This window comes from Methylobacterium mesophilicum SR1.6/6 (genome assembly GCF_000364445.2).
Classification (GTDB): Bacteria; Pseudomonadota; Alphaproteobacteria; order Rhizobiales; family Beijerinckiaceae; genus Methylobacterium; species Methylobacterium mesophilicum_A.
On sequence record NZ_CP043538.1, the window covers coordinates 1,325,732 to 1,351,614 of the forward strand.

Genomic DNA, 25,883 nt, shown 5'->3' on the forward strand with positions numbered 1-25,883 from the left:
CATCTTGATTGGGAAAGGATCAGACGAGCGCTTCCTGCTCGGCGAAGGCCCGGTCGACCTCGTCGCGCAGGAGCTCGGTGAGGTGGCGCCGCATCGCCTCGGCCTCGGGGGAGAACGGGTCGCGCGGGCGGGCGAGATCGTTGCGGACGATCGTCTTGATCCGCCCGGGGCGGGCGGTGAACACCACCACCCGGTCGGCGAGCGCCACCGCCTCGTCGATGTGGTGGGTCACGAACAGCACCGAGGCGCCGCTGTCGCGCCAGACGTCGAGCAGGAAGTCCTGCATCTTCTGGCGGGTCTGGACGTCGAGGGCTGCAAAAGGTTCGTCCATCAGCAGGACCTTCGGCCGCATGGCCAGCGCGCGGGCCACCGCCACCCGCTGGCGCATGCCGCCGGACAACTCGTCCGGCCGCTTGTCGAAAGCCTCGGCGAGGCCGACCCGCTGCAGCGCCGTCCGGGCCACGCTCCGGCGTTCGATCTCCGGCGTGCCCTTCAGCGACAGGCCGAAGCTGACATTCTGCCAGACGCTGAGCCAGGGCAGCAGCGAGGTCTCCTGGAAAATCAGGCTGCGCTCCGGCGAGGGGCCGGTGACGGCCTCGCCGAAGGTCAAGAGCTCGCCGCCGGAGGCGGGTTCGAGCCCGGCGATCAGGTAGAGGAGCGTGCTCTTCCCGCAGCCCGAGGGGCCGAGGAACACTACGAACTCGCCGGGCCGCACGGTGAGGTCGATGTCTCGCAGGGCCTCGTGAGCGCGGGCGGTGCCGGCCGCCCAGACCTTGGCGACGCCGCGGCAGGAGACGGCGTCGTCGGAGATGCGATCAGAGGCCAAGGGCGGACCCCGTGTCGCGCGGCAGCCAGTACAGCAGACGCCGCTGGACCAGCCGGAACAGCAGGTCGAAGGCGAAGCCGAGAAGGCCGATTAGTGTGATGGTGAAGAACACGAGCGACGGGTTGAAGGTGTTGCGCGCCAGCATGATCACCTGTCCGAGCCCGTACCCGACGCCGGTCGCCTCGGCGACGAGCACCACCATCCAAGCGCCAAACAGGTTGAGGCGCAGCACCGCGAGCAGGCCCGGGAGGATCGCCGGCACGATCACCCGCCTGTAGATCTGGCGCTTCGACGCGCCCATGGTGCGGGCGACGTTGATGTAGTTCCGGTTGACTCCGTCGATCTGGTGGATGGTCGAGAGCACCATCGTGAAGAACAGGGCGATGAACACCATGAAGATGGCGGGCGCGTTGCCGATCCCGAACATGAAGATCGCCACCGGCAGCCACGCGATCGGCGAGACCGGCGCCAGCATCGTGATGGTCGGCAGCGTCAGCCGCTCGAACAGAACAAAGTAGCGGATCGCAACCCCGACCAGGATCGACAGGGTCGCGGCCAGGAACAGCCCCGCCAGGACCCGGCCCGTGGAGGCGAGCACGGTGATCAGCACCGCCATGGCGGGGCTCGGGCCGGCATTCATCCCGGTGCCGATCTGCCAGCGCTGCGCGGTGTTGAAGAAGCGCGCCTGCTCGACGAGGTTACCGAGGAAGATGTGCGGCGGCGGCAGCAGCTTGGCGTCGGAGATGCCGAACGCCCAGAGCAGCTCCCACAGGCCGGCGAAGCAGCCGACCGAGACCAGCATCCAGCCGGTCCTTTGCAGGAGCGGGACGAACCCGTCGGGCAGCGCGAGGCGCTGACCGAACGGGAGGCGCGGCCGGCCGTGCGGGACGGCGGCGGCGCGGGCAAGATCGACGGCCATCCGCTCAGGCCGACTTCAGCTTGAGCTTGCCGTAGAGATCCGGGTTCTCGGCGATGACCTGCTCCAGCAGGGTCCAGTCAATCGCGTCGCGGCCGGGCTTCTTCTTGATGTAGCCCATCTCGGCGACGGAATCGGTCCGGTCGAGGATGAACTGCGTCTGGTTGCGGGCGTCCACCACCGAGGGCTGCCGGCCCATGGCGAGCTGGGCGTTGCTCATCGAGGTCTTGTAGTAGGAGCCGACGAGCTTGTTCAGGGCGGTCTGGGGATCGCCTTCCGCCATCGCCTGGGCCTTCATCATGCCCTTGATCAGGGCTTTGACGGCGCCCGGGTTCTTGGCGATCAGCTCGTTGCGGACCGCCAGCACGCAGTCGGTGTAGCCCTTGCCGTAGATGTCGGTGCCGTCGGAGAGTTTGACCGCGCCCTTCACGTCGGTGAGGAGCGCCGTGCCGTAGGGTTCGATGGTCGAGATGATGTCCAGCGCACCGGCGCGGAACGCCTCTACGGCCTCCGGGGTCGAGCCCATGTAGCGGACCGTAATGTCCTTGAAGGCAACGCCGTTCTTCTTCAGCCAGTCGTAGGGCAAAACCTCCAGCGTATCGAGCTGGAAGGTGCCGAGCGTCTTGCCCTTGAGCTTCTCCGAGCTGTCGAGGCCCGGTTGGGCCACGAGCACGCAGCCCTCGATGCCGCCCCCGGCCACGATCTTCACCGGAGCGCCGGCATCGTAGAGCGCCATGAAGCTCGTGTAGGGCATCACGCCGGCATCGACCTGACCCATCCCGAGGAAGGTAACCTGATCGGAGAAGGTCGGCGTGTTGACGAAGTCGATGGTGAGGCCGTCATCCTTGGCAAGCTGCATCGCCTCGGCCAGGAAGAAGTTGAGGTTGCAGAAGCCGGTCCCGTGCGTCGCCCGGATGCCGGTGGCCGCCGCGGCCGGGCTGCTCAGGCCTGGGCCCACCGCCAGGGTGAGCGCCGCGGCGGTGCCGCTGAGGAAGCGCCTGCGGCTGGGTTTGAACCGCGAGAAGTCTGGGACGCGATAATCGCCGTGGCGGTCGCACATATCGACTCTCCTCAGAGGGCGGATCGTACGATCCGCCGGACCACGTGCCGATGTTAGACGGAGGGATCGGAGCTCGGGACAGGCTCTAGGCAGTCGCGGAGATCCGGTCGCCCGGCACCTCAGCACATCGACGGCACGCCAACCTTTAGCTATCGCCAGAGCGACGCTGCGCTAGCAAATAAGAACCAAGAAGCGTGCCAAATGCGGGGATTGACCGTATTGGCTTCGTGAAACCTGTCCGCCTCACGGAGCTCGTATCCAGCAGGCCCGCTGGGGACGCCCCGCTTCTCGCGGGGCTGTCGACATCACTCGACGTAGCCCGGTCGCTCGCTGGCTTCGATAGCGAGGGTCGGAAGCCTGCAAGCCGTCCTTCCGGGTATCCCGCAAAGTCGCTACTGGATCGTCGGCATTCCAGGCTAACCTTCTCCGCAGCGGACCGGCGGCTTTCGGCCATGTCCAGTCGGCTGCTTCGCGCCCGATGCGGTCATCCGTGAGTTCGGATGATTCGCTCGAAAGCGGTCATGGCGCAGATGTCGCCCGGCGATGAGCAAACCGGCGCCGACTGCATCCCTGTTCATACCGGCAAGTTCGGGAACAGCGTCGGCGCCGTGCGCGCGGCGAAGTCCCGGAACAGCCGCACCGGTCGCGGCGTGTGCGCGTGGCCGAGATGGACCAGCGACAGGTCGAACGTGCGGAAGCGCCAGTCCGGCATGACCTCAACCAGCTGGCCCGCCCGCATCAGTTCCGGCCGCACCACCGGTGGCAACCCGCCGATGCCCGCGCCCGCCGCGAGGGCCGCAGCCAAGCCGGTGTAGTCGTTCATGGTCAGGTACGGCTGGAAAGACACCGTCTCGCGCCGCTCGTTCGCGCCAACCAACACCCAGCTGTGGTCCGGCCGGCCGATCGAGAATGCCACCAGGCGGTGCCGGTGTAGGTCCTGCGGACCTCGCGGCGCGCCGGCCTGCACGAGGTAGGCCGGGCTCGCTACGAGTTGGTGGCGGTAAGTCAGCACCGGGCGCGCGACGAGGGCGGAGTCCGCCAGCGCGCCATAGCGCAGCACAAGGTCGATGCCATCCGCGACGGGGTCGACGTGGCGCTCGATCACGATCACCTGCACCCGCACGTCCGGGTGCTCGGCCTGGAAGGCGCCGACGAGCGGTGCCATCAGCGTATCGCAGAGGCTCGGCAGCGCCGCGATGCGCAGCACGCCCGACACGTGCGTGGCTTGATCCAAAACCAGGCCGATGACCGCCTCGCTGATCTCGGCACCGCGGCGGGCCTGATCCAGCACCGCGGCGCCGAGGTCGGTCAAGCGCAGTCGCCGCGTCGAGCGCTCCAGCAGTCGGATGCCAAGTTCGGCCTCAAGATCCGCCACGCGCCGGCTGACCGTTGACACCGGCATGCGCAGCTGCCGCGCGGCTGCCGAGAAGCCACCGGCTTCGACAACCCGCGCGAAGATCAGCAGGGCGTTCAAGTCAGGCGTCATCGTCTCATATCTGCAAAACACTTTCTCATCGTGGGCCCCTTACAGAACATCGGAGGATCGCATAGAACTTTGGGATCGTTGATCGCCGTCTACAACGCTTTGGGAGACGGTTCGGTCCGCCGCTTCAGTCGTATCTATGCTGGTCTTGCTCCCAGGCGGTGGGTCCGCGGCCCCGGCTATCGGTGAGCCCACGATCGCTCAGACCCGGCGGTGACGGATCGGGCCCGCCGGATTGACATGAAGACGGTTTGGAACGAGGCCGGGCGGTCTCGTCCACGACGTCGCCCTCAGAAAAGGCATTCTGGGGAACATCGGGAAGGGATGGAACATGAGTTGCCGCAGCATCGACGTCGTCCGGGAACTGCTGGAGGGGGCGACTGATCCCGAGGTCGTGGACCGCCTGATGGCGGAGGATGCGGTCTACATCTCGCTGACCTGGGATAACCCCGAACTGAAGAAACTCATGCCCTGGGCCGGCACGCATCGAAACGGACGCGAGAGGATACTCTCGACGTTCCGGACATTGAACACGTTCTGGACGATCGACGATTTCGATATCCGCGACATCTTCGGCGACGACGAGAACGTGGCCGTGTTCGGCAGCTTCACGGTCCACTCGGTGAACCTCGACAAGGTCTTCGTGTCGCCCTTCGCCGTGCACGCGAAACTCCAGGGCGGTTTGGTCACGTACATGTTGTACATGGAAGACACGCTCGGCACCGGGTCGACCTTCCGCAAGAGCGGCATCTGGACCTTTGCCGGCGATCCGTCGGGCGAGATGGTCACAGTTGGCGACTGACGCGTCCCGTCCGCCTACCTCATCGCCAGTCCGTCGAGCGTCTCGTCGAACCCAGCAGTGATCTCCGGCCTGCGCGCCGAAGGCCCCCGCTTGCGACCTCCGCCGACGCCTCCCCCATCGGCGGCGCGCAGCATCACGGCCCTCGCTCTCGTCGAGTGAGGCTGTTCACCAGGAGTCCCTCGGACCAGGGGCGAGCGGATCAGCGGCAGCCATCGACGCGCCTGCCGCCCACCGCATCACAGGTCCTGGGGGAGAGCTGGGAACAGACATCGTAAGCCGTCACACACGGCTGAGGGCGCTCACCGCAGCTTGCGGCCCAGGTATCGCCACTCCCCATCACGCCGACATGGCAGTCGTCCGGGTCGAGTGAGCATGCATGGGTCGCCTTCTTGATGCACACCTGCGAGGTCGTTCGAGTCATGACCTGTATGTCCGAATGCTCCTTCACCGTAGCGTCCGTGATGGCGTCGAACGCACGACGCACCTCATCAGTCGATTGAATCCGCGTACGCGCCTCCGCCGAGGGGTAGCTCGCCATATAGACGAACCACTTCTCGCCGGTCGTGGCTGGTGGGCCATTCTTGTTGTAAGCCACGGTGAAAGGGCCATCCAATCCGGCTGGATTGGGGTAGATGGCAAATCGATAGGTTTTGGCATCGTTTTTCCTGAGAGCATCAAGATAGGCTCGAGCGGCAGCGGGATCCTTCTCAGAGACCGCGTTTGGGCCCGATATGGGGAAGACGAGTAAGCCCAGCTCGAGCACTTGATCGCCGGATTGGGCTAGCGTTCGAAGGTCGAAACTGCTGTCGAGCGGCTTCACGAAAACCAGCGTCATGTCGAGCGTGCGAAGCCACCGCTCGGCGGCCGGCGTAGGAAACAGCATGTTGGCCATATCCTGCCAACGCTGCTGGTTTTCCCACCACGTCATACCGGTCCAGGTGCCCGCGCCCGTGTTCTCGGGACGGCCCCAGATCGAACGCCACTCGCGCTCGACCAGCGGGCCCGGCTGCGCGCTCAGCATCGCGATGAACTCCGAGCGCCACTTGAACATCTCAAGTTTGTCCGAGTGCGTGCGACGCAGGGCGATCTCGAGCATCGGCCCCGCGGGATAGCCGCCGACCCCATCCTTGACATCTCGCCAGTCCGCAGGGAGCTGGCTCGCCCCCTCTGCGGAGGATGCAGTCTGACCAAAGGCAGGGTCGCCCACGAGCGAGCCGAGCAGGAGGTAGATCCCGACGGCACACGCAGAAGCCATCTTGGAAATGCCAGGTCGCGAGTAATTCTTACGCATCAGAACATCGACCATGATTTGTGTTTCCAGTCCGCTTCACATTGAGGGTCTTGGCGAGCACGGCGTTGATACCTACGAAGTCGGTGCTGCCGAGCGCGCGACATACAGCCGCCGATCTCTGTTGCGGCATTTAGTTTTGGCTGGATGTCCAAGAGGCTGGACAAGCCCACAACATGGTCGGTATCGGGGTCCGCTGCCGGTTGGCGCCATGGGCCGACGGTCACCAGGACCGGCGAGATCCTGAAGTTGCCGCCGCGCGATTCAGCAGTCGAAGCGCTCAACGCGTCAGCACGACGATCTTACCGCGCGCTCGGTTCTCCTCCATCGTACGATGCGCCTCGACGATGTCGTCCAGGTGGAACACGCGGCCGACCGCGACGGGTAGGGTGCCGGCAGCGACCTGGTCGATCAGCGCCTGCATCGGCATGCCGACGAAGTCGCGGACGCCGCCATCGTAGGTGGTGAGGCACACGCCGGTCGGGATCGCTTCCATGGGGCTGAAATCGGGGAGCGACCAACTGTTGCCGACCATGCCCGTCATGCACACGATTCCCGGCTCGCGCGCGGCACGCAGCGAGTCGGAGAGCGTGGTCGCCCCGATCAGTTCCAGCACCTTGTCGGCGCCCCCCTCCCACGCGCGCCGGACCGTCGTAGCGACGGCGCCGTCATCCACCACGAACAGGTCGACGCCGAGCGCTCGCAGCGCCTCCTCGCTCGCTGGGCTGCGCGACGTGGCCGCGATGGTAGCGCCCCACGTCTTGGCGATCGCCGCGGCGGCCATGCCGACGGAAGTCGTTCCGCCGCGGATCAGTAGCCGCTCGCCGCTCGTCAGACGCAGCGCGCGGTGGAGCGAACCCCAAGCGGTCTGCAGCATCTCGGGCAGCGCCCCCAGCCGATCCCACGTGAGATCGGTGCGGAACACCTGCACGTTGCCCGCCGGCACCAGAGTGTACTCGGCGTAGCCCCCGTCGAAGTCGCGCCCCATGCCGCCCATCACCGTGGCAACCGTCTCCCCCGGCTGGAACTCGCCGCCGGGCGCTGCCGCTACCGTGCCCACCGCCTCGATGCCGAGCACGCGGGGGAAGCGGACGTTGGGCGACAGGCCCTGCCGGGTGAACAGCTCGGAACGGTTCAGCCCGAAGGCTTCGATCCGAATGAGAACATGGCCGGGACGCGCCTCGGGGATCGGCAACGCCTCGACGCGCAGCGCTTCGGGGCCGCCCGGGGCGCGGATCACGGCCGCCTTCATAGTACTCATGACTCAGGTGTGCTCTTCTCGGACCAACCGGTCGAAGCCTTGGGCGCTACGCCAGGAACGGGGAGAGCCGTCCGCCGGATCAGAATGGTCGCCATGCCGTTCGCCTCTTCGCGGACCTGCACCGCATCGGCGACGGTGCATTCGCCGACGCCGGATACCGGAAAGAGCACGCCTGTCGGCGTGCAGGTGATCTAGTTGGCCTACCCAAGCGCGTCGACACTGGGCCGCCTGACGGGCTTCCGCGTGCACCGTCATCCGTGATCAACATCCGGCTGCCGTACCTGATCGACACCGTTCCATAGCTTTGCAACGAAGCGACGACTGTGGCTAGTCTGCGAATCTGGGAATATCTTTCTCAAATCTAGGATGAGTTGGTCGGCCGCGAGGCGTTGGGGAGCGCTCGCTCGTAGTGTCGCTCGCAGGAGCACCAGCCGACATTGGCGGCCGCCACGGGCGGATCACGCCAGCGCATTGCTTTCGACGATGCATCTGAGCTTACGCCACGCCGATGCCTGAGGGAACGGAGCAAAGACGTCCGGTTCGGTGCCTCGCCTGTTTCGAAGCAGGCCGGCAGCCTCCGGCCAAATCCAGTCCCACAGTCGGGCGCCTCTGTACGTCTGGGTAGGGTGGATTTCTGCCGGGCTGCTTCTGGGCTGCGAATGCATCGAGCGGACATCGCCGATAAAGCCGCTCACGAACCTCTGCGGCAGGTCGGACGGTTCGCTCTCCGGCACTCTCTGAAACGCTGTTAGAGTTGGGGGATGAAACACTCCCATTCCCACCTCTGGCCTGGGGTGCCGTTGGCCCTCGTTTCGGCCATCTTGTTCGGTGCCTCTGCTCCGTTCGCAAAGCTTCTGCTCGGCACGGTGTCGCCGCAACTGCTTGCTGGGCTGCTCTACCTAGGTGCGGGCGTCGGCCTGGCAGCCGTGCATGTCAGCCGAGCTACCCTTGGCGTTCCGGCCCAGGAAGCTCCGCTTCGCCGGCATGATCTGCCGTGGCTGGCAGCAGTCGTGCTGTTCGGCGGGTTGGCCGGGCCGCTCCTGCTGATGCTGGGGCTGTCGCAGACCTCTGCCGCCTCCGGATCGTTGCTGCTCAACCTCGAAGGGTTGGCGACCATGCTCATCGCCTGGGTGGTGTTCCGAGAGAACGTCGATCGTCGGCTGATGCTCGGCGCGTTCGCCATCCTCATGGGCGCGGTCGTGTTGTCGTGGAACGGTGAGGGTGTGCGCCTCGATGCAGGCGCAGTGCTGATCGCCGCTGCGTGTCTGGCCTGGGGCATCGACAACAACCTGACGCGAAAGCTGTCCTCGGCCGATCCGGTGGTGACGGCTACGATCAAGGGGGTAGTGGCGGGCAGCGTCAACGTCGTTCTGGCACTGATGCTGGGCGCGGCCATGCCATCCATGACGACGATCAGTGCAGCGGCCGTGGTCGGTTTCCTCGGCGTCGGGGTGAGCCTCGTCTTGTTCATGCTGGCCTTGCGCCACCTCGGTGCGGCGCGCACCGGGGCCTACTTCTCACTGGCGCCCTTCATCGGCGCAGTGATTGCCGTCGGGCTGCTGGTCGAGCCGGTGACGGTGCAGCTCGTCGTGGCCGGCGCGCTGATGGGCGTGGGTCTGGCGTTGCACCTCGTAGAGCGCCACGAGCACGAGCACGTTCACGAGGCGATGGAGCACGAACACGCTCATGTTCACGACGCGCACCACCAGCATCATCACGACGGGCCGGTGACGGAGCCGCACTCCCACTGGCATCGGCATGAGCCGCTGCGGCACACCCATCCGCACTACCCGGACCTACACCATCAGCACGGTCATGTCTGAAGGGTCATAGCTGGAGGGTCCACGTCAGAGCAAAGTATCGGTGCCTGCTGCCCACCCTGAGCTGAAGTTGCCGGAGGGCTGACGAACGTCCGCTTCGGGTGAACTCCGACAGCGCCTCAGGCGGCTGGGTTGGGTCGCTGTCGGAAGGGCGGCTCAGGGTGGTTTTCTGCCGATCCGCTTTCAGGGATGATCTGAAAGAAGCGGACATCCTCGTCGCCCTCTTCCGAACCAATGCAGTCTGCCCTGATCTACTCAGCCGGAACTGGGACAGAGCGTTGACCCTCGCGATATTCGGCCCACGCCTGCCGTAGGATTTGCACGGAGGAGGTCAGGAAGATGCCTGCCATGATCGCTGCCACGAGCAGATCGGGCCACGCCGTCGAGGTACCCCACACCGCCAAGGCCGCGCCCATGACGATCACGTTGCCGATGGTGTCGTTGCGCGAGCACAGCCAGACCGAGCGGACGTTGGCATCGCCGTCCTTGTAAGGCTGCAGCAGCAGTACCGAAGCGGCATTCACCGCGAGTGCCAGCACGCCGACGACACCCATGACCTCCGCCTTTGGCAGGCCGAGGATAAGCGTCTGGTAGACTGTTGAGCCGAACACCCACAGGGCCATCAGCGACAGCGATACGCCCTTGGCGAGCGCGGCCGAGGCACGGGTGCGCAGGTTTGCGCCGATCACAGCCAGCGAGAGGCCATAGGTCACGGTATCGGCGAGGAAGTCGAGGGCGTCGGCTTTCAGCGACTGCGATCCGGCGACTTGACCTGCCACCATTTCGCCGAGGAACATCGCCCCGTTGAGGGCGATCACCGTCCAGAGGATGCGCTTGTAGCGAGGATCCACCCCGTCGAACACCGGCACGCCCTTCGGGCAGCAGGTATCGCCTGGGGTGCCGTGAGCAGCGGGTGCAGCCTGCGGGGACTGACCCGGCAACACGAGGGCGGGTGGTTCGCAGCAGGCATCGTCGCTCTTGCAGCAGCTATCGGCCATGGGGTGACTCCCTTACGGCCCTCACATAGTCTCTCTAGCCACTAGAGGTTCAAGGGGCGATGGCGGAGATTTCCATCGGCGAGTTGGCGCGGCGGTCTGGCGTTAAGGTGCCGACCATTCGCTATTACGAAGGGGCCGGACTGCTCCCCGCGCCGACCCGCACCGAAGGCCAGCAGCGCCGATACACAGCCGCCGCGGTGGCGCGGCTTAATTTCATCCGACACGCGCGCGAGCTAGGGTTTGAGGTCGCCGCTGTCCGCCAACTGCTGGCGCTCAGCGAACAGCCTGAGCGTCCGTGTGCTGAGGTTGATGGCATCGCCCGGCATCACGTCGAGGATATCGACCGGCGCATCGCGCAACTCGTAGCGCTCCGGCGCGAACTGCAGCGCGCTCTCGACACCTGCGGTCACGGTCGGGTAGGCGATTGCCATGTCATCGAGGCTCTGGCTGATCCAGAACACAGCCCCGAGTAGCGGATATTCCGCTTCGAGCTAGTTCGACTACCCGCCCATGTGACCCCAAGGGGTCGAAGACGTGGGGGCCGCTCAAGGTGGTTTGCAGCCGGTCCGCTTCCAAGCAGCGCACGTTTGGAAGCGGACATTGTCTGCTTACTGGCTCTCACGCGTGATTAGCCAAGCAAGATCTGCTCAGGAACTTGACGTAGATCCTGCAACGAGTTCCGTCACAGCACGCACGAGTTCCGCCTCCAAGTACGGTTTCGTCAATCTTGGACGGCCCCGGTAATCATCCTCATCAGACAACTTCACGTCCCCGGTGGCGAACAGGTATGGCACACCGGACGCCCGCAGTTCGGAAGCGACGGGATAGACCGTATTGCCACTGCCGAGGTTTACATCCAGCACGGCCGCGGTGAGACCATCATCCTCGATGAGATCAAGGGCCTGATCTACGCTGGGGACAGGCCCTACGACGGTAGCTCCGGCTGCCATCAGCCAGCGCTTCACATCCATGGCGATCAGGTACTCATCCTCGACGACGAGGATACGGTGGCCGGCGAGTGGTCGAGCAGGATCGGGCACTAGCCCTCCGTGGCACATGTCAAGAACGAGCCACGGTAGATCCTCTGGACGGACGTGCACTGACCCAGGTCAAGTGACAGGCATCTCGATCCGGCAGCGCACGCCATCTGCGCTGAGTTCGTAATCGACCCTGGCTTCCAGCGCATAGACCAATGCCTCCTGGATCAACTCAGTGCCGTAGCCATGACGTCTCGCCGCCTCCGATCTGATGGTAACGCCGCTCTCGACCCAATTCAGCGCCAAGCGACGACGCTCGCGCCGATCCAGCACGACCTCCCAAGTGACCGCAAGGTGGCCGGTGCCATCCTGTAGTGCCCCGTACTTGACGGCATTGGTGGTCAACTCGTGCACGGCAAGTGCGAAGTTCTGCACCTGCTGGGCGGTCAGATGAACCTCTGGCCCCGAGACGGTGGTGCGCTCGCATGCGTTATCGGCGTGCGCAGCTAATTCAGCCCGGATCAGCGCACCGACCTCGACCTTGTCGCTGCCGGCTTGGCTCAGGAGTGCCTGAGCCCGGCTGAGCGCCTGCAGCCGGACTTCGAACGCCGCAACTGATCCACCGCGTGTCACCGTTCGACCGGCGATCGCCCTGACGACGGCGAGCAGGTTGCGTGCTCGATGCTGAAGCTCGTTGATCAGCACGTCCTGACGATCGGCCGCCCGTTTGGCGTCGGTGACGTCCACAGCGATGCCGCCGACGCGTTGCACACAACCGCGCTCGCTGTGGAGCGGGAAATCGGTATTCTTGATCCAGCGCACCTCACCGTCCGACGGGCGTCGCACCCGGAACTCATGCACGCTAGCCTTGCCCTGACGAGCCAGTTCCAACTGCGCCAGCGCGGCATTGCGATCCTCGGGCACGATCAGCCCAGCCCATCGTTCGACGTCGCCTAGGATAGCGGAGGGCAGCACACCGTAGGTCTCCTGGGTGGCCGGACTGACATACTCCATGGCGAGCGTCGCGCCGTCCCGGATCCACAGCGTGTCAGAGGAGGAGTTCGCGAACTGAGCGAAGCGCTCCTCGCTCTCGCGCAATGCCGTTTCGGAGCGCGCGCGTTGGACGGCGTCCCAAGTTCGTTCCGCGAGATCGGTGACCAGTTGGATCTCGATGGGCGTCCAGTCGCGGGGCGTCTTCGACACGACGCCCACGATCGCGATCAGACGCCCGTCCTTGACCAGCGGCGCGATGATCCATGCGTAGACGCCGAGCACCCGGTAGGCTGCCCGTTGCTCCTCAGTTTCGGCTTCGGCGATTGTGTCGCGCACATGCCGCGTATGTCCGGCGTGAAAGGCTGCGATAAGATCAGGCCCATAATCGAACAGCCGGATCTGCGGCGGGGCCGGCACCGCGTCGCGTTCGTAGTGTGCCGCCATGGTCATCGTGTCGCCATCGGCGTGCACGTCGAGATACCCCGCGCGCATCACGTCGTACTTCTCTGCCAGCAGCTTCATGGCGGCGTGCTGGATCTCGGCCGGATCGGACAACGGCCTTAGAGCATCGCTGAGCAGGAGCAGGAATGCCTGTCGCTCCTCGCTCTCGCGCAGAAGGCTCTCTCCCTGCTTCCGTTCCGTGATGTCGCGTACCGTACCCTTCATTCGTCGGGAGCATCCTCCCGCGCCGACATCGATCCGTCCCTGCGCCCCAATCCAACCAGGCCTACCGTCCGCGCGCCGAATTCGGCACTCAAAGTTCCAGCGTCTGTCCGTAGCGATCGCATCCTGGAAGCGGGCATCGACCCAGCCACGATCTTCGGGCGCGACGTGGCTGAGGAACACGTCGTACGTCCACTCAGGCAAGAGCGTTTTGTACCCGAATATGCGATCGTGCTGTGGTGAGCGCCAAGCTTTCAACGTGACGAGGTCGAGTTCCCACGCCCCGACATCGCCCCCCTCCAGCGCACGAGCAAGTCGTTCTTCGCTCTCGCGCAACGCCGCCTCGGCACGCAACCGATCACTGATCTCGAAGCCGACCATGTGCGCCGCGATCACCCCACCTGCCTCGTCGCGCAAGGGCGTCAGATATGCATCGAAGATCTCGTTCTCCCTCAGGTCGAGGGGCTGGGCTGGCACGTGTACGCTCTCGCCCGAGAACACGTGGTCGTAGAGTGAGGCGACAACCGGCCACGTGTCAGGGAATGTTTTCGGCAGGGGTTGGCCGAGCGCGCCGGGATGTCGATCACCGTAGAGGCGTGCGGCCGCGTCGTTGTAGACGAGGATGCGCTCGGGCCCGCACACGAGGCTCGACACGAGGGGGCTGGCGAGCACCTGCTCGATCATGAGCTTCAGGCGCTCTGACCAGGCTCCTATCGACCCGAGCGGTGTGCCGCCCCAATCGTGATCGCGGATGAGCGACGCCATCTCGCCGCTGCCTTGGGGCCAAACTGACATAATGAGCTAACGCTGATCTGAGGCTGATGGATCATGTCCCCTTGGGCGCGGTCCTCCCGCGGTGGCTTCACACCCGAGCCGGAGGTGGTAGCCGGCCGATCCATGGCTGCTTCTGAGATGCGTCGAGTATCGCTCGCACGGCCGGGTTGGGTCGCTATCGGAACGGCCGCAAAGGGTGGATTTCCGACGATCCGCTTTCGGGCAAAGATTGTCGGTAGCAGACACCGACATAATGCCCGTTCACATCCCAAAGCACGCCTGGAGAAGCTGGCCCTGAACGTAGAACTGCCTGCTACGGGTGACGCTCGACGGCGTCGTTGGCAGGCGCAGCGTGAACCTGCTGGTCAGGGTGAGGGGCGGAACCGTATTTGTGCGGTTCGGTGAGTGCGATGGAAGCCCGGTAGACTTCGCTGCCGGTCATGTCGAGCACGCGCACCACGAAGGTAACGTGACCGCCCTTGAGGCAATCGCCCGCGATCTCACACAGCGCCCGACGTGCGTAACGCTGGGCGGCGTCAACATCCAGCAGGATGGTCCCTTCTTCGTCGCGGCATTCGCCGCCGGGGCCTGAGGTTTCGAAAAAGTAGCGCGGCATGAGGCAAGCTTGGTTAGGTCTGTTCGAGCGGGCTGTGCCCCGCGCCCGCCAGGACCGGTGCTTCCGAAGACGAGAAGTCCAGACGGAACAGGATCAGCCCCGTTTCGTCCGTTACTTCCATGCGCCAATCCTCGCCGAGGGCGATGCGCTGCGGCTCATCCTTGAAGATGACCCCAACCCTGCGGATTGCCTCTACGCGGGCCGTTTGCCAGTCGGCGAAATCAGCGCCGGTCGGATCGGGGACATCCACGCCGTCATGAACGTTGAAGTGGTAACGCGGCACGCTGCTCTCCGCCGATGAAAGGCGGGAGCCGAAGGCCCTCACTCACGGGTACGCCCAAATTGAAGCCCGCGATTGAGCCGGATATCGCATCATATGGCGACCGACGATCTTAAGCAGATCAGTTTTCAATCTGATTGTAGGGATATTGAGCGCTTATATTTCCGGCCGTATCAACGAGGCTTCATTTTTCCGCCTCGAGCCGAAGCCGCCAAACAGCGTACGAATGACCGCTTATAGGAAGCCTAGATGCTGATCCCGGCGGCTGGGTTGGGTCGCAAGCGGGAGGTCCGCTCAGGGTGGAAAGGGGAAGGTCGGCTTTGAGGATCGCCTTGGCGTCAACCGACATGATCCTCGAAGCATCGCGCTCACCGCGGCGGCTGATAGTCTGAACGGCTTTGATGCCGCGCTGCGATGTGGTCGAGGAGAATGTGCGGGACGGTCAGGGCCGACAACATCTGGAGCGTCACGGTCAGAAGATTGGCCGACACGTCAGATGAGCCAGAGGCGTAGAGCGGCCAGAGGCCAGCGCCCAGTAGGAGGGTCAGAGCGAAGATCGGCAGCGACGTGCGGACGGCCCGCTGCATCGTATCAACGCTAGGAGCCTTGATCGGGTCTCGCACCAGAGCGAGCATGTGCCTGGGCGCATGTAGGCCGACGAAGTACAGGGTGAAAGCTGTTAGGGGCGGTAGCGCCAGGAAGGCCGCAGCCAAGCCCACGATCTCACCGAGCACGTTCCACCGTGCTTGGCGCGTCAAAAGCCAAGCCCCTGTCAAGGCAAGCCAGAGCCACGCTGCGGCTGACCACCAAGTGGGAAGCTGCGGCATCGGCATACGCGCAACGACCGAGAAGATCTGCGCCGTTTCCTCCGGGCGTAGCAGCGCTGGCAGGGCGATCGGTAGGCCCCCGCGCACGAGCGCCTCGATCGGTCTGCCCGGGCCCGCGTCCTCCTCGCCGAAATGCAGAACCGATACAGCCAGGAACCCCGCCAGGGTTGCAAGAGGCAGGACCTGCCAAGCCACGAGAACCAGCGCGGAGAGACCGAGATACGGGATGGCAAAGACCCCGAACCATGCACGCCCGTATCGGGGGCGCAGCAGCGGCGCCGCCACCGCGCCGTCCAGGGCACCGTGGGGAACGCCGAGAACGATCACCGCGGTCAGGGCCACCAGCCAGGAGGCTTCGCGCGGCAGAAAGGCGGAGGCGACCAGCCCGAGCACAGCCAGCGCTCCGGCGCCTTGCAGCAGCCGAGGCCACAGTGAAGGCATGCGGTGGCGGCTCGCGCCGGCGGCATCCCCGAGGAGGGAGAAAGACGACGGAGCCGCCATCCGCTTCAGGCCGCCCGGCGCAGCGGCTTGGCAGCGACAGATCCGTCCTTCAGATCGCGATCGACGGCGCGCGTTGTGTCCAGGGTCGCCATGATCCCGTAGACGACCTTGGCGGTCAGATCGAGGATGGCGATCACGGCCAGGGCCGCAGTCGGCGATAGGATGCCGAGGCCGTCCTGACCGACAAGCAGAACGATCGGGTAGGCCGACCACACTCCCGTGAGGAACACGGCATTACGCACGAAGGCTTTGCGCACATCGGCGCGCTCAGAGGCGTTCTCCTCACGCAACTGCACGAAGATCCCGTAGAACACGCCGAGAAACGCGCCGCAGGAGATGGCGAACCACGTCCACTTGACCGCGGCGACATCGGACAGGCCAAAGGCCAGGGCCGTCACGATCATGATCAGGTCAGAGCCGATCAGCCCCCAGACAACAGCCGGCCGGCGCATGCCAGAGTGCATCGCCGTGCGCGAGAGCCCGACGAGCAGCAGAGGCGTGGTGAACGTCCAGTCGATGTAGCGCGCGAAGTAGAACTGGCGCGCAGCCTCTGCCGCGTCGGGACCGGCGGGGAGGATGAGACTTCCCTGTCCCGTGGCCATAGCGAAGTAGGAGCAGGCTGCGATGATCGGCACGATCCCGTGAATGATCCCATCGGCCTCTTCGGCGGGTGTCCGCCGCTTTGCCATGAACAGGATCGCGGCAGCTCCTGCCGCCATGCCTGCGAAGCCGAGCCACAGCCAGAATTGAGGCGTCATCGATGTCTCATTGGGATAGGGATGAAAGAGCCGCGCACGAACGTGGCGGCACCCTGCCCAAGAGGCTTGGAACGAGATCGTTGCGTAGGATGAATGTCGCAGTTGCGCCAAATCTGAGCCGCAGCCTTTGCCAAAGGCTTGGCAGCGTTTTTTTCCGCTTAGGGAAGTCGCGGGTTCGTGATCCGACGACTTACAGCCGAGGCGCATCGGACGTCCGCTTCAGGGTGGGCGAATGGGCTTCAAGTACCGCCGCTATGGGTCGGTAGGTGACTGTCCGCTTTTCCCGCGGGCGTTCTTCCAAGCGGACAGGCGGCTTTCGGCCAGCTTCAGTCGCGTTGGCGAGCGCCTTGGAATGGCTTGGTTGGATGGTTTCCGGCCCATCTGATTCCGCTCGAGTATGGGGCGGAAGCAGACGTTCGAAGGAAGCGTTAGGCAGCTCGCACCGTGGCGAGGAAGCGGGCGACCTCGGAAGTGAGGTGCTCCGACTGGCGCGATAGCTCTGAAGCAGCGCCTAGGACTTGGCTCGCTGACGCACCCGTCTCCTCGGCTGCGCCGGCAACGCCTGCGATGTTACTCTTCACCTCACCGGTTCCCTGCGCCGCTCGAGAGATGTTTCTGACGATCTCCTGGGTGGCCGCACCCTGTTCCTCGACCGCGGCTGCGATCGAAGTCGCAACGCCGCTGATCTCGCGGATCCGACCGGTGATCCCGGCAATCGACGTCACCGCCTGTCCGGTCGAGGCCTGGATCTGAGCGATCTGACCAGAGATCTCACTCGTCGCCTTGGCGGTCTGCTCGGCGAGCGCCTTCACCTCGGAGGCCACCACGGCGAAGCCTTTTCCGGAGGCTCCGGCCCGCGCCGCCTCGATCGTGGCGTTCAGCGCTAGCAGATTGGTCTGTCCCGCAATGTTCGAGATCAAGCTGACAACATCGCCGATCCGGGAGACGGCCGCGCTGAGTTCGTGGACCAACGCGCCAGTCTGGTCGGCCTCGTGAACGGCCCGCTGCGCCAATTCGGCCGAGCCGGCCACTTGCCGACCAATCTCCTGAACGGACGAGCCCAGCTCCTCCGCCGCCGCTGAGACGGTGTTGACGTTCGAGGCAGCCTCATTTGCAGCCGCGGACACGGTGGTCGACTGAGTGGCCGTTTCCGTCGCCGTCATAGTCAGGGACTGCGCGGTGGCCTGAAGCTCGGTCGCGGAGGACGACACCATGCCGACGATGCCGCCGACCGACCGCTCAAAGGCATCGGCCATCTGGCGCATCCCGGCCCTGCGCTGTGCATCGGCGGCGAGGCGGCCCTGCGCGGTCTCCGCTTCGAAGGCGCGCGTGCGGATTAGGTTGTCCTTGAACACCTGTACGGCAGCAGCCATCGCGCCGATCTCGTCGGGACGCTCCTTGGCTGGCACCGCTCTACTCAGGTCCCCCGCCGCGAGACCGGTCATGAACGCCGTCATGGCTCGAACCGGTCGCACCACGCTCCGGCCGATGATCGTCGCTAGAAGACCAATCATGACCGCAACGACGGACGCACCGCCAAGCAGCCGCATCAAGGTCGGGCGCATCTGCGCCGCCGTGTCATCTGCGTAGATGCCCGATCCGATGATCCAGCCCCAAGGCGCGAAGCCCTTCACGTAGGAGACCTTGGCCACTGGCTGATCCAAACCCGGTTTCGGCCACAGGTATGGGACGAAGCCCGCGCCCGACTGTTTCACCCGCTCGACCACATCCACGAACAGGTGCTTTCCAGTCGGATCGACGATCCCAGCGATGTCCTTGCCGATCAGGTCGGCCTTAGGATGCAGCACCATGCGCGGGTGCATGTCTTGGATCCAAAAGTACTCGCTGCCAGCGTAGTGAAGGCCCCGAACGGCCGCCACCGCCGCTTGCTGGGCGGCATCGCGGCTCATCCGGCCGGCGAGCTCTTCACCTTCGAAATACGCGAGTACCCCTTGCGCGGTCTCGACGAGGTCGCGCGTCTTCAACTCGCGCGCGTCCGTGACCGTCTGGGACATATCCAAGGCTGCCAGCCCGATCAGCACTGCCATGCCGCCCAGAGCGGTCAGGGTGATGAGCTGTATGCGGGTGCCAACGTGGAGTGCCATGAGATCCTGCGGGAAGCTGCAGCAAGTCGGTGTAGGGTACTCGTGCCGCGGCGCGTCTCGCCGAGCTCGCAGCCAAACGTGAGAAGTGACTGCCGGCGGTTGACGGTAAGGCAACGACGACAGGCTATAGCGCATGGCGGTTAATAATGTTTCATGCATCCTCTAGTCGCATTTAGATATGTTGATCAGGTAAATGATCAAGAAATTGGCAGATCCATATCAAAATAGAAAGCAAGGGTTGTTCGCTAGCTCAGCTATAATCGCGGGGCAGTCGACGAATGGCTGCTTTGCGGAAGAGCCGACAGCGCTCCGGGCGGCTGCCCTGGATCGGTAGGAGGCCGTCTGCTTTTCCGACTGACCTACTTCGAAGCGGGCGTTCCGCCTACGGCCAGCTCCGGCCGGCCGCTTCGAGGCCAAGACAGCCGTTGAGCGGGGCCGCTGGCCTGCTCCGAAGCGGACAAAGGGTGCAGAAGGGCGAACGTCATAGAAGGGTGGGAACCAGAAGTTAGCGCATCGCCCGCAAGTGGACCTTCGACTTTGCACCCATTTCAGACGTCCAAGTTGAGGCGAGATGCCGGCCTCGGCTTGTCCTTCGATTGCGGCTAGTAGGATCAGCGCCGGAAAGCATTGTCCGGCAAATCCAAGATCCAGTCGGCCGAGGTTTGAACGTGGTCGCGCATTGCGCCTTCAGCGGCGTCCGGCGCCCCTGCCAGGATGGCATTTGCGATCTCCACGTGCGCCGCGTGTGAACGCTCGATGCTCTCTCGTCCCATCGCTTGCCCAACCTGGAACATGACGATGGGGAGATGAAGGTTGTCGATTAGCTCCGCGAGGCGCTCGTTGCCGCTGATGCCCACAATCGTCCGGTGATAAAGCCGGTTCTGCTGGATGAAGCCGTGCCACGGTTGCGCCGCCCCGCACGCCTTGACCTCGTTCCAAACCTCCTCGAAGCGAGCCCGGTGATCTATCTCGCGGATGCGCTCCGCTGCGAGCCGAGCACCCAGACCCTCTAGGTTCACCCGGATCTCGAATAAATCCCGCACCTGCTTGCGCGATAGGCGCCTGATCACGGCACCGCGGTTGGGGATGATCTCGATCAGCCCCTCGGCGGAGAGCCGCTGTAGCGCCTCGCGCAGCGAACCACGACCGACGCTGAACGCCTCCGTCAGGTCTTGAACCACGAGCCGCTGACCTGGCACGAGGCGACCGGCGAGGATCGCCGCACGCAGACGCTCAATAGTCTGCTCAACGGTCAACCCGCGCGGCGGCTCAAGCGTGGAAGAAGTCTCGGTCATCTACGTTTCACCGTAACTGCACACCGTGCCGTCTAACACCCCTACTTGACAGGGTCCGGCGCGTCGCGCAGATTTTCGGAAAATCCAATCGGAAAACAAACGCCGAAAGTTTAAGGGAGGATCTACGCGCGAGCCCCTCGCCCGCGATGGCGGCTACGCAGCTCGCCCCTTTCTCCAACGACTAGCCAAGACTCGTCCAATGAACGCGGGCTCCGCACGCGGACAGACGCACACAGCTGCGCCTGTATAGGCGCAAACCGATCTGCCAACGAAAACGCGAGGAACAACGATTATGGATCTCGGCATTGAAGGGCGCGTCGCCCTGGTGACAGGCGGCGGTCGGGGTATCGGGCGCGAGACGGCGCGCGAATTCCTCCAAGCCGGCGTCAAGGTCATGACGTGCGCACGTACGGGGGAGCAGCTGGAGCGGACTTGTGCCGAACTCCGTGAACTGACCGGCGGCGAGATCCAGTCGCGCGTCGTCGACATGACGAAACCCGCAGACATTCAGGCGATTATCGACGCGACGCTGTCGACCTACGGCACAATCGATATTCTCGTGAACAATGCGGGCACGATGTATCCGGGTCGCTTCGCGGAACTTACGGATGAAGGCTTGCAGACGCAGCTTGACACGAAGCTGTTCGGCTGGCTTCGGGCGATCAGGGCGGTCTCGCCGATCATGCGCGAGAAGAAGTGGGGCCGTATCGTAAGCCTCATCGGCGGTGCTGGCAAAGAGCCCGATCCGTACATGTTCGGTTCCGCGATGACGAACAGTGCGCTCCTCAACATGACCAAATCGCTATCGACTGAATTTGGTCCGGATAACGTCCTCGTCAATGCTGTCTGTCCAGGCTGGGTGGCGACTGATCTCTGGCGCCGCCACGCTGAAGGCCTCCGGCGGGAACTCGAGGTCCAGACCGACGAGCAGGCGCGTGAGTTGGCGAAGAAGAAGAACGCGCTCGGCCGCATGGGCAAGCCGGAGGAATTAGCTAGCGCCATCGCATTTCTATGCTCGGAGCGTGCGAGCTACATCACGGGTGTCTCGCTCAATCTCGACGGGGGACGTCTCAAGGGACTCTGGTAGGGGCGCGGTCCGTGGATCTCTGCCCGTCGGACCGCGACCTGATCGACGGTGGCCACGGCCGTCAGTGTCCGTCTGAGGAGCGGGGTAATAGATCGCCGCCTCCGAGCGGGCGAGGTACTTCTACGGGGCCGACGCCGGCGTCGGTCGCCGGCGGACGATTTCCTGAGGCAGTCCAGATGATCGAACTGCGCGGTATCCGCAAGTTGTTTGGTCGGGGCGGTCGTGAGGTCTGCGCGGTCGACGGTGTCGACCTAACCATCGCGGCGCACTCGATCGTGGCGCTGATTGGACCGTCGGGCTGTGGAAAATCGACCCTCCTCAACATGACCGCGGGGCTCTACAAGCCGAGCGGAGGCCAGATCCACTACGACGGGCATCTGGTCACTGACGTGAACACTGACGTCGGGTACATGACTCAGAAGGACAACCTGCTGCCCTGGCGGCACGTCCTGGACAACGTTGCGCTCCCCCTGGAATTGGCGGGGCACCCACGCGACGAGCGCTACGCGGCGGCCGGCCGGCTTCTGAAACAGGTCGGGCTTGACGGCTTCGAGACGAAGTTCCCGAGTGAGCTGTCCGGAGGAATGAGGAAGCGCGTCGCCCTGGCGCGCATGCTCCTCTACGAGCCGCGGACGCTCCTTCTCGACGAGCCCTTCGCGGCACTGGACGCTCAGCTGCGCATCGCGATGCACGATCTACTGCTGCGCTTGTGGGGCGAACGGCGACAGACCATCGTCTTGGTCACGCATGACCTGATGGAGGCAATCACTCTCGCTGATCGTGTTGTTGTGTTCACGCGGCGGCCGGCGCGCGTCGCACTGTGCCAGGACATACCGTTGAGCCGTCCCCGCGACGTGCAGGAGATCCGCTTTACCCCCGAATTCCATGACATCTACAGCGCTCTCTGGGAGCGGCTCCGCGAAGAATATGACGAGGGCAGACTCTGACATGGTCGAGATCACGCCATCGCTCGCTGAGGAGCAGGTCGCCGGACCACCGCACCCGCCGTGGTCGGAGACCAGCGTGCCGACAATGCTGGCGATGCAGGCCGCACTAGGCTTTGCACTCCTGCTTGCTTGGCAGCTCGCCGCCGGGCACCTCGTCGACGAATTCCTGGTCAGCTCACCGCTCGCCGTCGCGGCGCGCCTTTGGAGCTGGGTCGCCGACGGCAGCATCGCGATCCACATCTGGGTGACTATCTATGCGACCGTGATTGGTTTCGCTATCGGCGCGGTGGCAGGCGTCATCGGTGGGGTATGGCTCGGGCTGTCGCCGTTCTTCAGCCGCCTGTTGAGCCCATACATCTGGGCTTTCAACGCACTGCCGAAGGTCGCGCTCGCGCCGCTCTTCATCCTGTGGTTCGGCCTCGGCATCCAGTCGAAGATCGCGCTCGCTGCCGTGCTGGTGGTGTTCTTGGTCTTCGTGAACACCTTCTCCGGCGTGCGCCAAGTCGATCCCGACCTGATCGACGGGGTGAGACTGATGCGAGCCAGCCGCGGCCAGATCCTCACGAAGGTTGTTCTGCCGGCCGCCACCTCCTGGATCTTCGTCGGCCTCAAGACGGCAGTGCCCTACGCGCTGATTGGCACGATCATCGGCGAGCTTATCGCGTCCAACCGCGGGCTCGGCTACCTCGTCCAACGGGCCGGAAGTGAGTTCGACACGGCCGGTGTCTTCGCCGCGCTGCTCGTGATCGCCGCGCTCGCCGTGCTCTTCAACGGATTGGTCGAGCGCGTCGAGGCCCGCCTCGAGCGCTGGAAGATCGTGAGCCGCTGACCGCGGGCGATACGGACGGGCCAGCGCACGGGTACGCTGGCCGCATCACCGGGGGAGACGATGGTGAAATTACGAGGGGTGGTGGCCGCGGTGTTTGGTCTTGTCTCGATGTTCACCCCAGCCCTGGCACAAGAGACGGTGCGCATCACGAACATCGGGCACGGTTACTACGCAGGTGCGCTCTACGTCGCGATCCGAGAAAAGCTGTTCGAAAAGTACGGGCTAAAACCCGAGGTAACCTACGTTAAGGGTGGATCCCTCGCGCTCCAGTCGGTGCTCGGCCGTGAGGCGGACTTCGGCATCCTGACCTACGAGCACGTCATTACGGCCGCCGCGCAGGGCCGAAACGTGCTCTCCGTCTTCAACGTCACGACGCGACCGCTCAACAACGTCATCGTCTCCAAGGCCCTGTACGAGGCGGCAAAGGACAAATCGCTCGAGGATCGGGTTCGCGCCTTGAAGGGCAAGCGGGTCGGCACGCCGTCCGCGGGCGGGTCGGGGGAGAAGATGCTCGGCGTGCTGGCCAAGCGCTACGGGCTGAACCTGCCGGGTGACATCGAGATGGTCTACCTGGGGACGGACGCCGGTACCTATGTCGGCGCCATGCGGAGCAGGCTCATTGATGCCGCGATGCCCTTTGAGCCGGCGGGGGTTATGGTCGAGGAGCGCGGGCTCGGCTCGACGCTGATCAGCCTCATGGACGGCCGTATGGAGGAGTTCCGCGACCTCGTCTTCATGACGGTCGTGACCCATCCGGACATGGCCCGAGACAAGCCGGATATCGTCCGTAAAACGGTCGCGGTTTTCGAGGAGGCTCAGAAGATCCTGCTCGATCCCGCCCGGGGCAAGCGGATCATGGGAGAGGAGTTCCGCGAGATGGACGTCGCCGCGAATGATCATGCTTACGAGGTGGTGCGCCAGATCTGGAGTCCCGACGGACGCATGAGTATCGAGGGCGCCAAGAAGGTCGTGGACTTCATCAAGCCCGCCGGCGGGCGCGCGATTGACCCTACAAAAACCTTCACCAACGATTTCTTGCCCGCCACGCGGTGAATATCCATGGACAAGATCATCGGCTCCGAACACCGCGCATCCAAGGACGACGTCTCACTTTTCTTATGGCGTAAGCGAGGCCAGGATGGCCTCGGTTCCGGCTGGCCGCCGGTCGTGCTGGTGCATGGATCGTCGATGTCGGCTCTCCCGACGTTCGACCTAAGCGTGCCGAACCATCCAGATTACTCGATGATGGATTGGCTAGCGCGGCGCGGCCACGACGTTTGGACGCTCGATCACGAGGGTTACGGCCGATCGACCATCACGGGGGGCAACTCGGACGTCGCCTGCGGTGTCGCGGATCTTGAAGCGGCGACCGATCTCATTCGAGACGTGACCGGCACCCGATCCGTCTCGATTTATGGCCTCTCGTCGGGCGCGTTGAGGGCAGCGGGCTTCGCGCAGGCGTTCCCGGATCGTGTCGAACGCCTCGTTCTGGACGCGTTTGTCTGGACTGGGAAGGGAGCGCCGACGCTCGCGAAGCGGCGCGAGGGTGTCGCGACCTTCCGAGCGCAGAACCGCCGCCCGATCGATCTTGCGTTCATCGAGGGCATCTTCCTGCGCGACAAGCCGGGCACAACGGCACCGGAGGTCGCGCGCGCTTGCGCCGAGGCGCAGATGTCGCTCGGCAACTCGGTTCCGACCGGCACTTACCTGGACATGACCACGCGCCTGCCCTTGGCCAACCCTGAGCGGATCCTGGCTCCTACACTCATCGTGCGTGGCGAGCACGACGGCATCGCCACTCTCGACGACATCGTCGCCTTTTTCCAACGCCTCCCGACCGGCGACAAACGTATTGCCGTGCTCCCGGATGTCGCCCACTGCACACCACTTGGCATCATGAGGCACCGGATGTGGACAGCGATGGCTGAATTTATAGAGATTTAGGATTGATAAGCGACTTGAGATGAGCGAGCTGTCACGAAACCTTTAGTCAATGTGTGCTGGTGGCGTGTCTATCGTACCGCTTGCTTCGAAGCAGGCGGTACGCAATTGGCCGGGGTCAGTCAATCAGGACCGCTTAGATTGCCGGCAAGCGGACTTCTGAAGGGCAGAGGAGGGTCGTGAGCGAGGGTTACAACCGCGTCCGCTTTTCTGGTCTCCTGTTCAGAAGCGGACAAGCCGCAATCGGCCAGATCTAGCCGGCCGCTGAGCGCCCATGGCCGCCCTGCAATCATCGATGACTGCTCCCGGAAGCGGACGCTGCTGTACCTGTGTTTCGGACTCGGATTGTGCCGTGAGCGCCACCAGAGACGGCGCTCCGTAGCAGGCATTCGGTTGCACTAAGCGGATCGTCGCTTTCTGATCGGCCTCTGCGTTCGAAGCATCGGCCTCTTAGCTTCCGAAACCTTGGCCAGCCTTCCTATACTCGGGCCGCGGTGGTGCGAAGATGTCGAGGACCCGCGCCCCCTCCGGCCCCGCCTTCATCGTGTGTGGAACACCGCCCGGCGTCCGCCAGAAGTCACCCTTCTTCACGGCAATCTCCTCATCACCTTGGATCCGGACCGCCGTGCCCTCAAGGAGCACACCCCATTGCTCCTCCGGGTGGTGGTGCATCGTGCCAGCACAGTTCGGTTCAAGTGACACGATCGACAGCATCGCCTGTTCACCCGCGAAGATGCGTGTGGTCAGTCCAGGCGCAAGCTCACGCAGTAGGCCGTCCGTTGGATTGTCGAGATTATGAAATTCATCGGCTTGGCGCACGATTGCCTCCTTCAGTA

At 64.4% G+C, this 25,883-nt stretch carries 24 protein-coding genes; 8 read left to right on the plus strand and 16 right to left on the minus strand.

The genetic code is table 11. The features are described 5' to 3' along the window. Positions 1 to 19 precede the first annotated feature (19 nt). The 4 genes from MMSR116_RS06185 to MMSR116_RS06200 all read right to left on the minus strand — a co-directional run bounded on the left by MMSR116_RS06185 (position 20) and on the right by MMSR116_RS06200 (position 4,276). On the minus strand, positions 20 to 826 hold the full coding sequence (locus MMSR116_RS06185; RefSeq protein WP_010683290.1) for an ABC transporter ATP-binding protein: 807 nt from the start codon (positions 824 to 826) through the stop codon (positions 20 to 22). After that, positions 816 to 1,745, minus strand: coding sequence for an ABC transporter permease (locus MMSR116_RS06190; protein ID WP_010683291.1), 930 nt, complete (start codon positions 1,743 to 1,745; stop codon positions 816 to 818). The genes MMSR116_RS06185 and MMSR116_RS06190 overlap by 11 nt, the downstream gene beginning before the upstream one ends. Before the next feature lie 4 nt (positions 1,746 to 1,749). Beyond that, entirely contained in the window at positions 1,750 to 2,802 is a 1,053-nt protein-coding gene (locus tag MMSR116_RS06195) for an ABC transporter substrate-binding protein (RefSeq protein WP_010683292.1), read from the minus strand. A gap of 574 nt (positions 2,803 to 3,376) precedes the next feature. Continuing rightward, positions 3,377 to 4,276 (minus strand): LysR family transcriptional regulator, encoded by a 900-nt coding sequence (locus MMSR116_RS06200; protein ID WP_051072151.1) that lies wholly within the window; start codon positions 4,274 to 4,276, stop codon positions 3,377 to 3,379. Between the two features lie 340 nt (positions 4,277 to 4,616). On the opposite strand from MMSR116_RS06200, the gene MMSR116_RS06205 reads away from it, so the two are divergent. After that, complete coding sequence (locus MMSR116_RS06205) at positions 4,617 to 5,087, plus strand: nuclear transport factor 2 family protein (RefSeq protein ID WP_010683294.1); 471 nt, start codon at positions 4,617 to 4,619, stop codon at positions 5,085 to 5,087. A gap of 199 nt (positions 5,088 to 5,286) precedes the next feature. Here MMSR116_RS06205 and MMSR116_RS06210 read toward each other — a convergent pair whose 3' ends face one another. Further along, positions 5,287 to 6,393 carry a hypothetical protein gene (locus MMSR116_RS06210; protein WP_010683295.1) on the minus strand — a complete coding sequence of 369 codons (1,107 nt, stop codon included), beginning with the start codon at positions 6,391 to 6,393 and terminating at the stop codon, positions 5,287 to 5,289. 262 nt (positions 6,394 to 6,655) lie between these two features. After that, positions 6,656 to 7,627, minus strand: coding sequence for a zinc-binding alcohol dehydrogenase family protein (locus MMSR116_RS06215; RefSeq protein ID WP_039892816.1), 972 nt, complete (start codon positions 7,625 to 7,627; stop codon positions 6,656 to 6,658). Positions 7,628 to 8,397: 770 nt separating this feature from the next. On the opposite strand from MMSR116_RS06215, the gene MMSR116_RS06220 reads away from it, so the two are divergent. Further along, complete coding sequence (locus MMSR116_RS06220) at positions 8,398 to 9,459, plus strand: DMT family transporter (RefSeq protein WP_010683297.1); 1,062 nt, start codon at positions 8,398 to 8,400, stop codon at positions 9,457 to 9,459. Between the two features lie 248 nt (positions 9,460 to 9,707). Here the strand turns inward: MMSR116_RS06220 and MMSR116_RS06225 are convergent, their stop codons facing one another. Continuing rightward, positions 9,708 to 10,454, minus strand: a complete 747-nt coding sequence (locus MMSR116_RS06225; protein ID WP_010683298.1) for a cation transporter — start codon at positions 10,452 to 10,454, stop codon at positions 9,708 to 9,710. 59 nt (positions 10,455 to 10,513) lie between these two features. On the opposite strand from MMSR116_RS06225, the gene MMSR116_RS06230 reads away from it, so the two are divergent. Beyond that, a complete protein-coding gene (locus MMSR116_RS06230; RefSeq protein WP_083920199.1) occupies positions 10,514 to 10,927 on the plus strand; it encodes a MerR family transcriptional regulator in 414 nt (137 codons plus the stop codon). A gap of 174 nt (positions 10,928 to 11,101) precedes the next feature. Here the strand turns inward: MMSR116_RS06230 and MMSR116_RS06235 are convergent, their stop codons facing one another. From MMSR116_RS06235 to MMSR116_RS06270, 8 genes are all read right to left on the minus strand, one after another. Next, complete coding sequence (locus tag MMSR116_RS06235) at positions 11,102 to 11,494, minus strand: response regulator (RefSeq protein ID WP_083920205.1); 393 nt, start codon at positions 11,492 to 11,494, stop codon at positions 11,102 to 11,104. A gap of 69 nt (positions 11,495 to 11,563) precedes the next feature. Next, positions 11,564 to 13,852, minus strand: coding sequence for a PAS domain-containing sensor histidine kinase (locus MMSR116_RS06240; protein WP_039892965.1), 2,289 nt, complete (start codon positions 13,850 to 13,852; stop codon positions 11,564 to 11,566). A 322-nt stretch (positions 13,853 to 14,174) separates the two neighbouring features. Continuing rightward, the gene (locus tag MMSR116_RS06245; protein ID WP_010683302.1) at positions 14,175 to 14,477 is read right to left on the minus strand and encodes a DUF6894 family protein; all 303 of its coding nucleotides are present in this window, start codon (positions 14,475 to 14,477) and stop codon (positions 14,175 to 14,177) included. 13 nt (positions 14,478 to 14,490) lie between these two features. Beyond that, a complete protein-coding gene (locus tag MMSR116_RS06250) occupies positions 14,491 to 14,760 on the minus strand; it encodes a DUF6894 family protein (RefSeq protein WP_010683303.1) in 270 nt (89 codons plus the stop codon). A gap of 365 nt (positions 14,761 to 15,125) precedes the next feature. Further along, positions 15,126 to 16,025, minus strand: coding sequence for a Brp/Blh family beta-carotene 15,15'-dioxygenase (locus MMSR116_RS06255; RefSeq protein ID WP_010683304.1), 900 nt, complete (start codon positions 16,023 to 16,025; stop codon positions 15,126 to 15,128). Positions 16,026 to 16,090: 65 nt separating this feature from the next. After that, positions 16,091 to 17,050: a bacteriorhodopsin gene (locus tag MMSR116_RS06260; RefSeq protein WP_244625609.1), complete on the minus strand. Its 960-nt coding sequence runs from the start codon at positions 17,048 to 17,050 to the stop codon at positions 16,091 to 16,093. Between the two features lie 221 nt (positions 17,051 to 17,271). Then, positions 17,272 to 18,948, minus strand: a complete 1,677-nt coding sequence (locus tag MMSR116_RS06265) for a methyl-accepting chemotaxis protein (protein WP_010683306.1) — start codon at positions 18,946 to 18,948, stop codon at positions 17,272 to 17,274. Positions 18,949 to 19,559: 611 nt separating this feature from the next. Then, a complete protein-coding gene (locus MMSR116_RS06270; protein ID WP_010683307.1) occupies positions 19,560 to 20,243 on the minus strand; it encodes a GntR family transcriptional regulator in 684 nt (227 codons plus the stop codon). Positions 20,244 to 20,535: 292 nt separating this feature from the next. Between MMSR116_RS06270 and MMSR116_RS06275 the strand changes: the two genes are divergently transcribed. The 5 genes from MMSR116_RS06275 to MMSR116_RS06295 all read left to right on the plus strand — a co-directional run bounded on the left by MMSR116_RS06275 (position 20,536) and on the right by MMSR116_RS06295 (position 25,050). After that, positions 20,536 to 21,330 carry an SDR family NAD(P)-dependent oxidoreductase gene (locus MMSR116_RS06275; protein WP_010683308.1) on the plus strand — a complete coding sequence of 265 codons (795 nt, stop codon included), beginning with the start codon at positions 20,536 to 20,538 and terminating at the stop codon, positions 21,328 to 21,330. Positions 21,331 to 21,506: 176 nt separating this feature from the next. Beyond that, positions 21,507 to 22,277: an ABC transporter ATP-binding protein gene (locus tag MMSR116_RS06280; RefSeq protein ID WP_010683309.1), complete on the plus strand. Its 771-nt coding sequence runs from the start codon at positions 21,507 to 21,509 to the stop codon at positions 22,275 to 22,277. Position 22,278: 1 nt separating this feature from the next. Continuing rightward, positions 22,279 to 23,106, plus strand: a complete 828-nt coding sequence (locus tag MMSR116_RS06285; protein WP_010683310.1) for an ABC transporter permease — start codon at positions 22,279 to 22,281, stop codon at positions 23,104 to 23,106. Positions 23,107 to 23,166: 60 nt separating this feature from the next. Then, entirely contained in the window at positions 23,167 to 24,159 is a 993-nt protein-coding gene (locus MMSR116_RS06290) for an ABC transporter substrate-binding protein (RefSeq protein ID WP_039892825.1), read from the plus strand. Between the two features lie 6 nt (positions 24,160 to 24,165). Next, positions 24,166 to 25,050, plus strand: a complete 885-nt coding sequence (locus tag MMSR116_RS06295) for an alpha/beta hydrolase (protein ID WP_010683312.1) — start codon at positions 24,166 to 24,168, stop codon at positions 25,048 to 25,050. Between the two features lie 447 nt (positions 25,051 to 25,497). On the opposite strand, the gene MMSR116_RS06300 is transcribed toward MMSR116_RS06295, so the two are convergent. Further along, a complete protein-coding gene (locus MMSR116_RS06300; RefSeq protein ID WP_010683313.1) occupies positions 25,498 to 25,866 on the minus strand; it encodes a cupin domain-containing protein in 369 nt (122 codons plus the stop codon). Positions 25,867 to 25,883 lie beyond the last annotated feature (17 nt).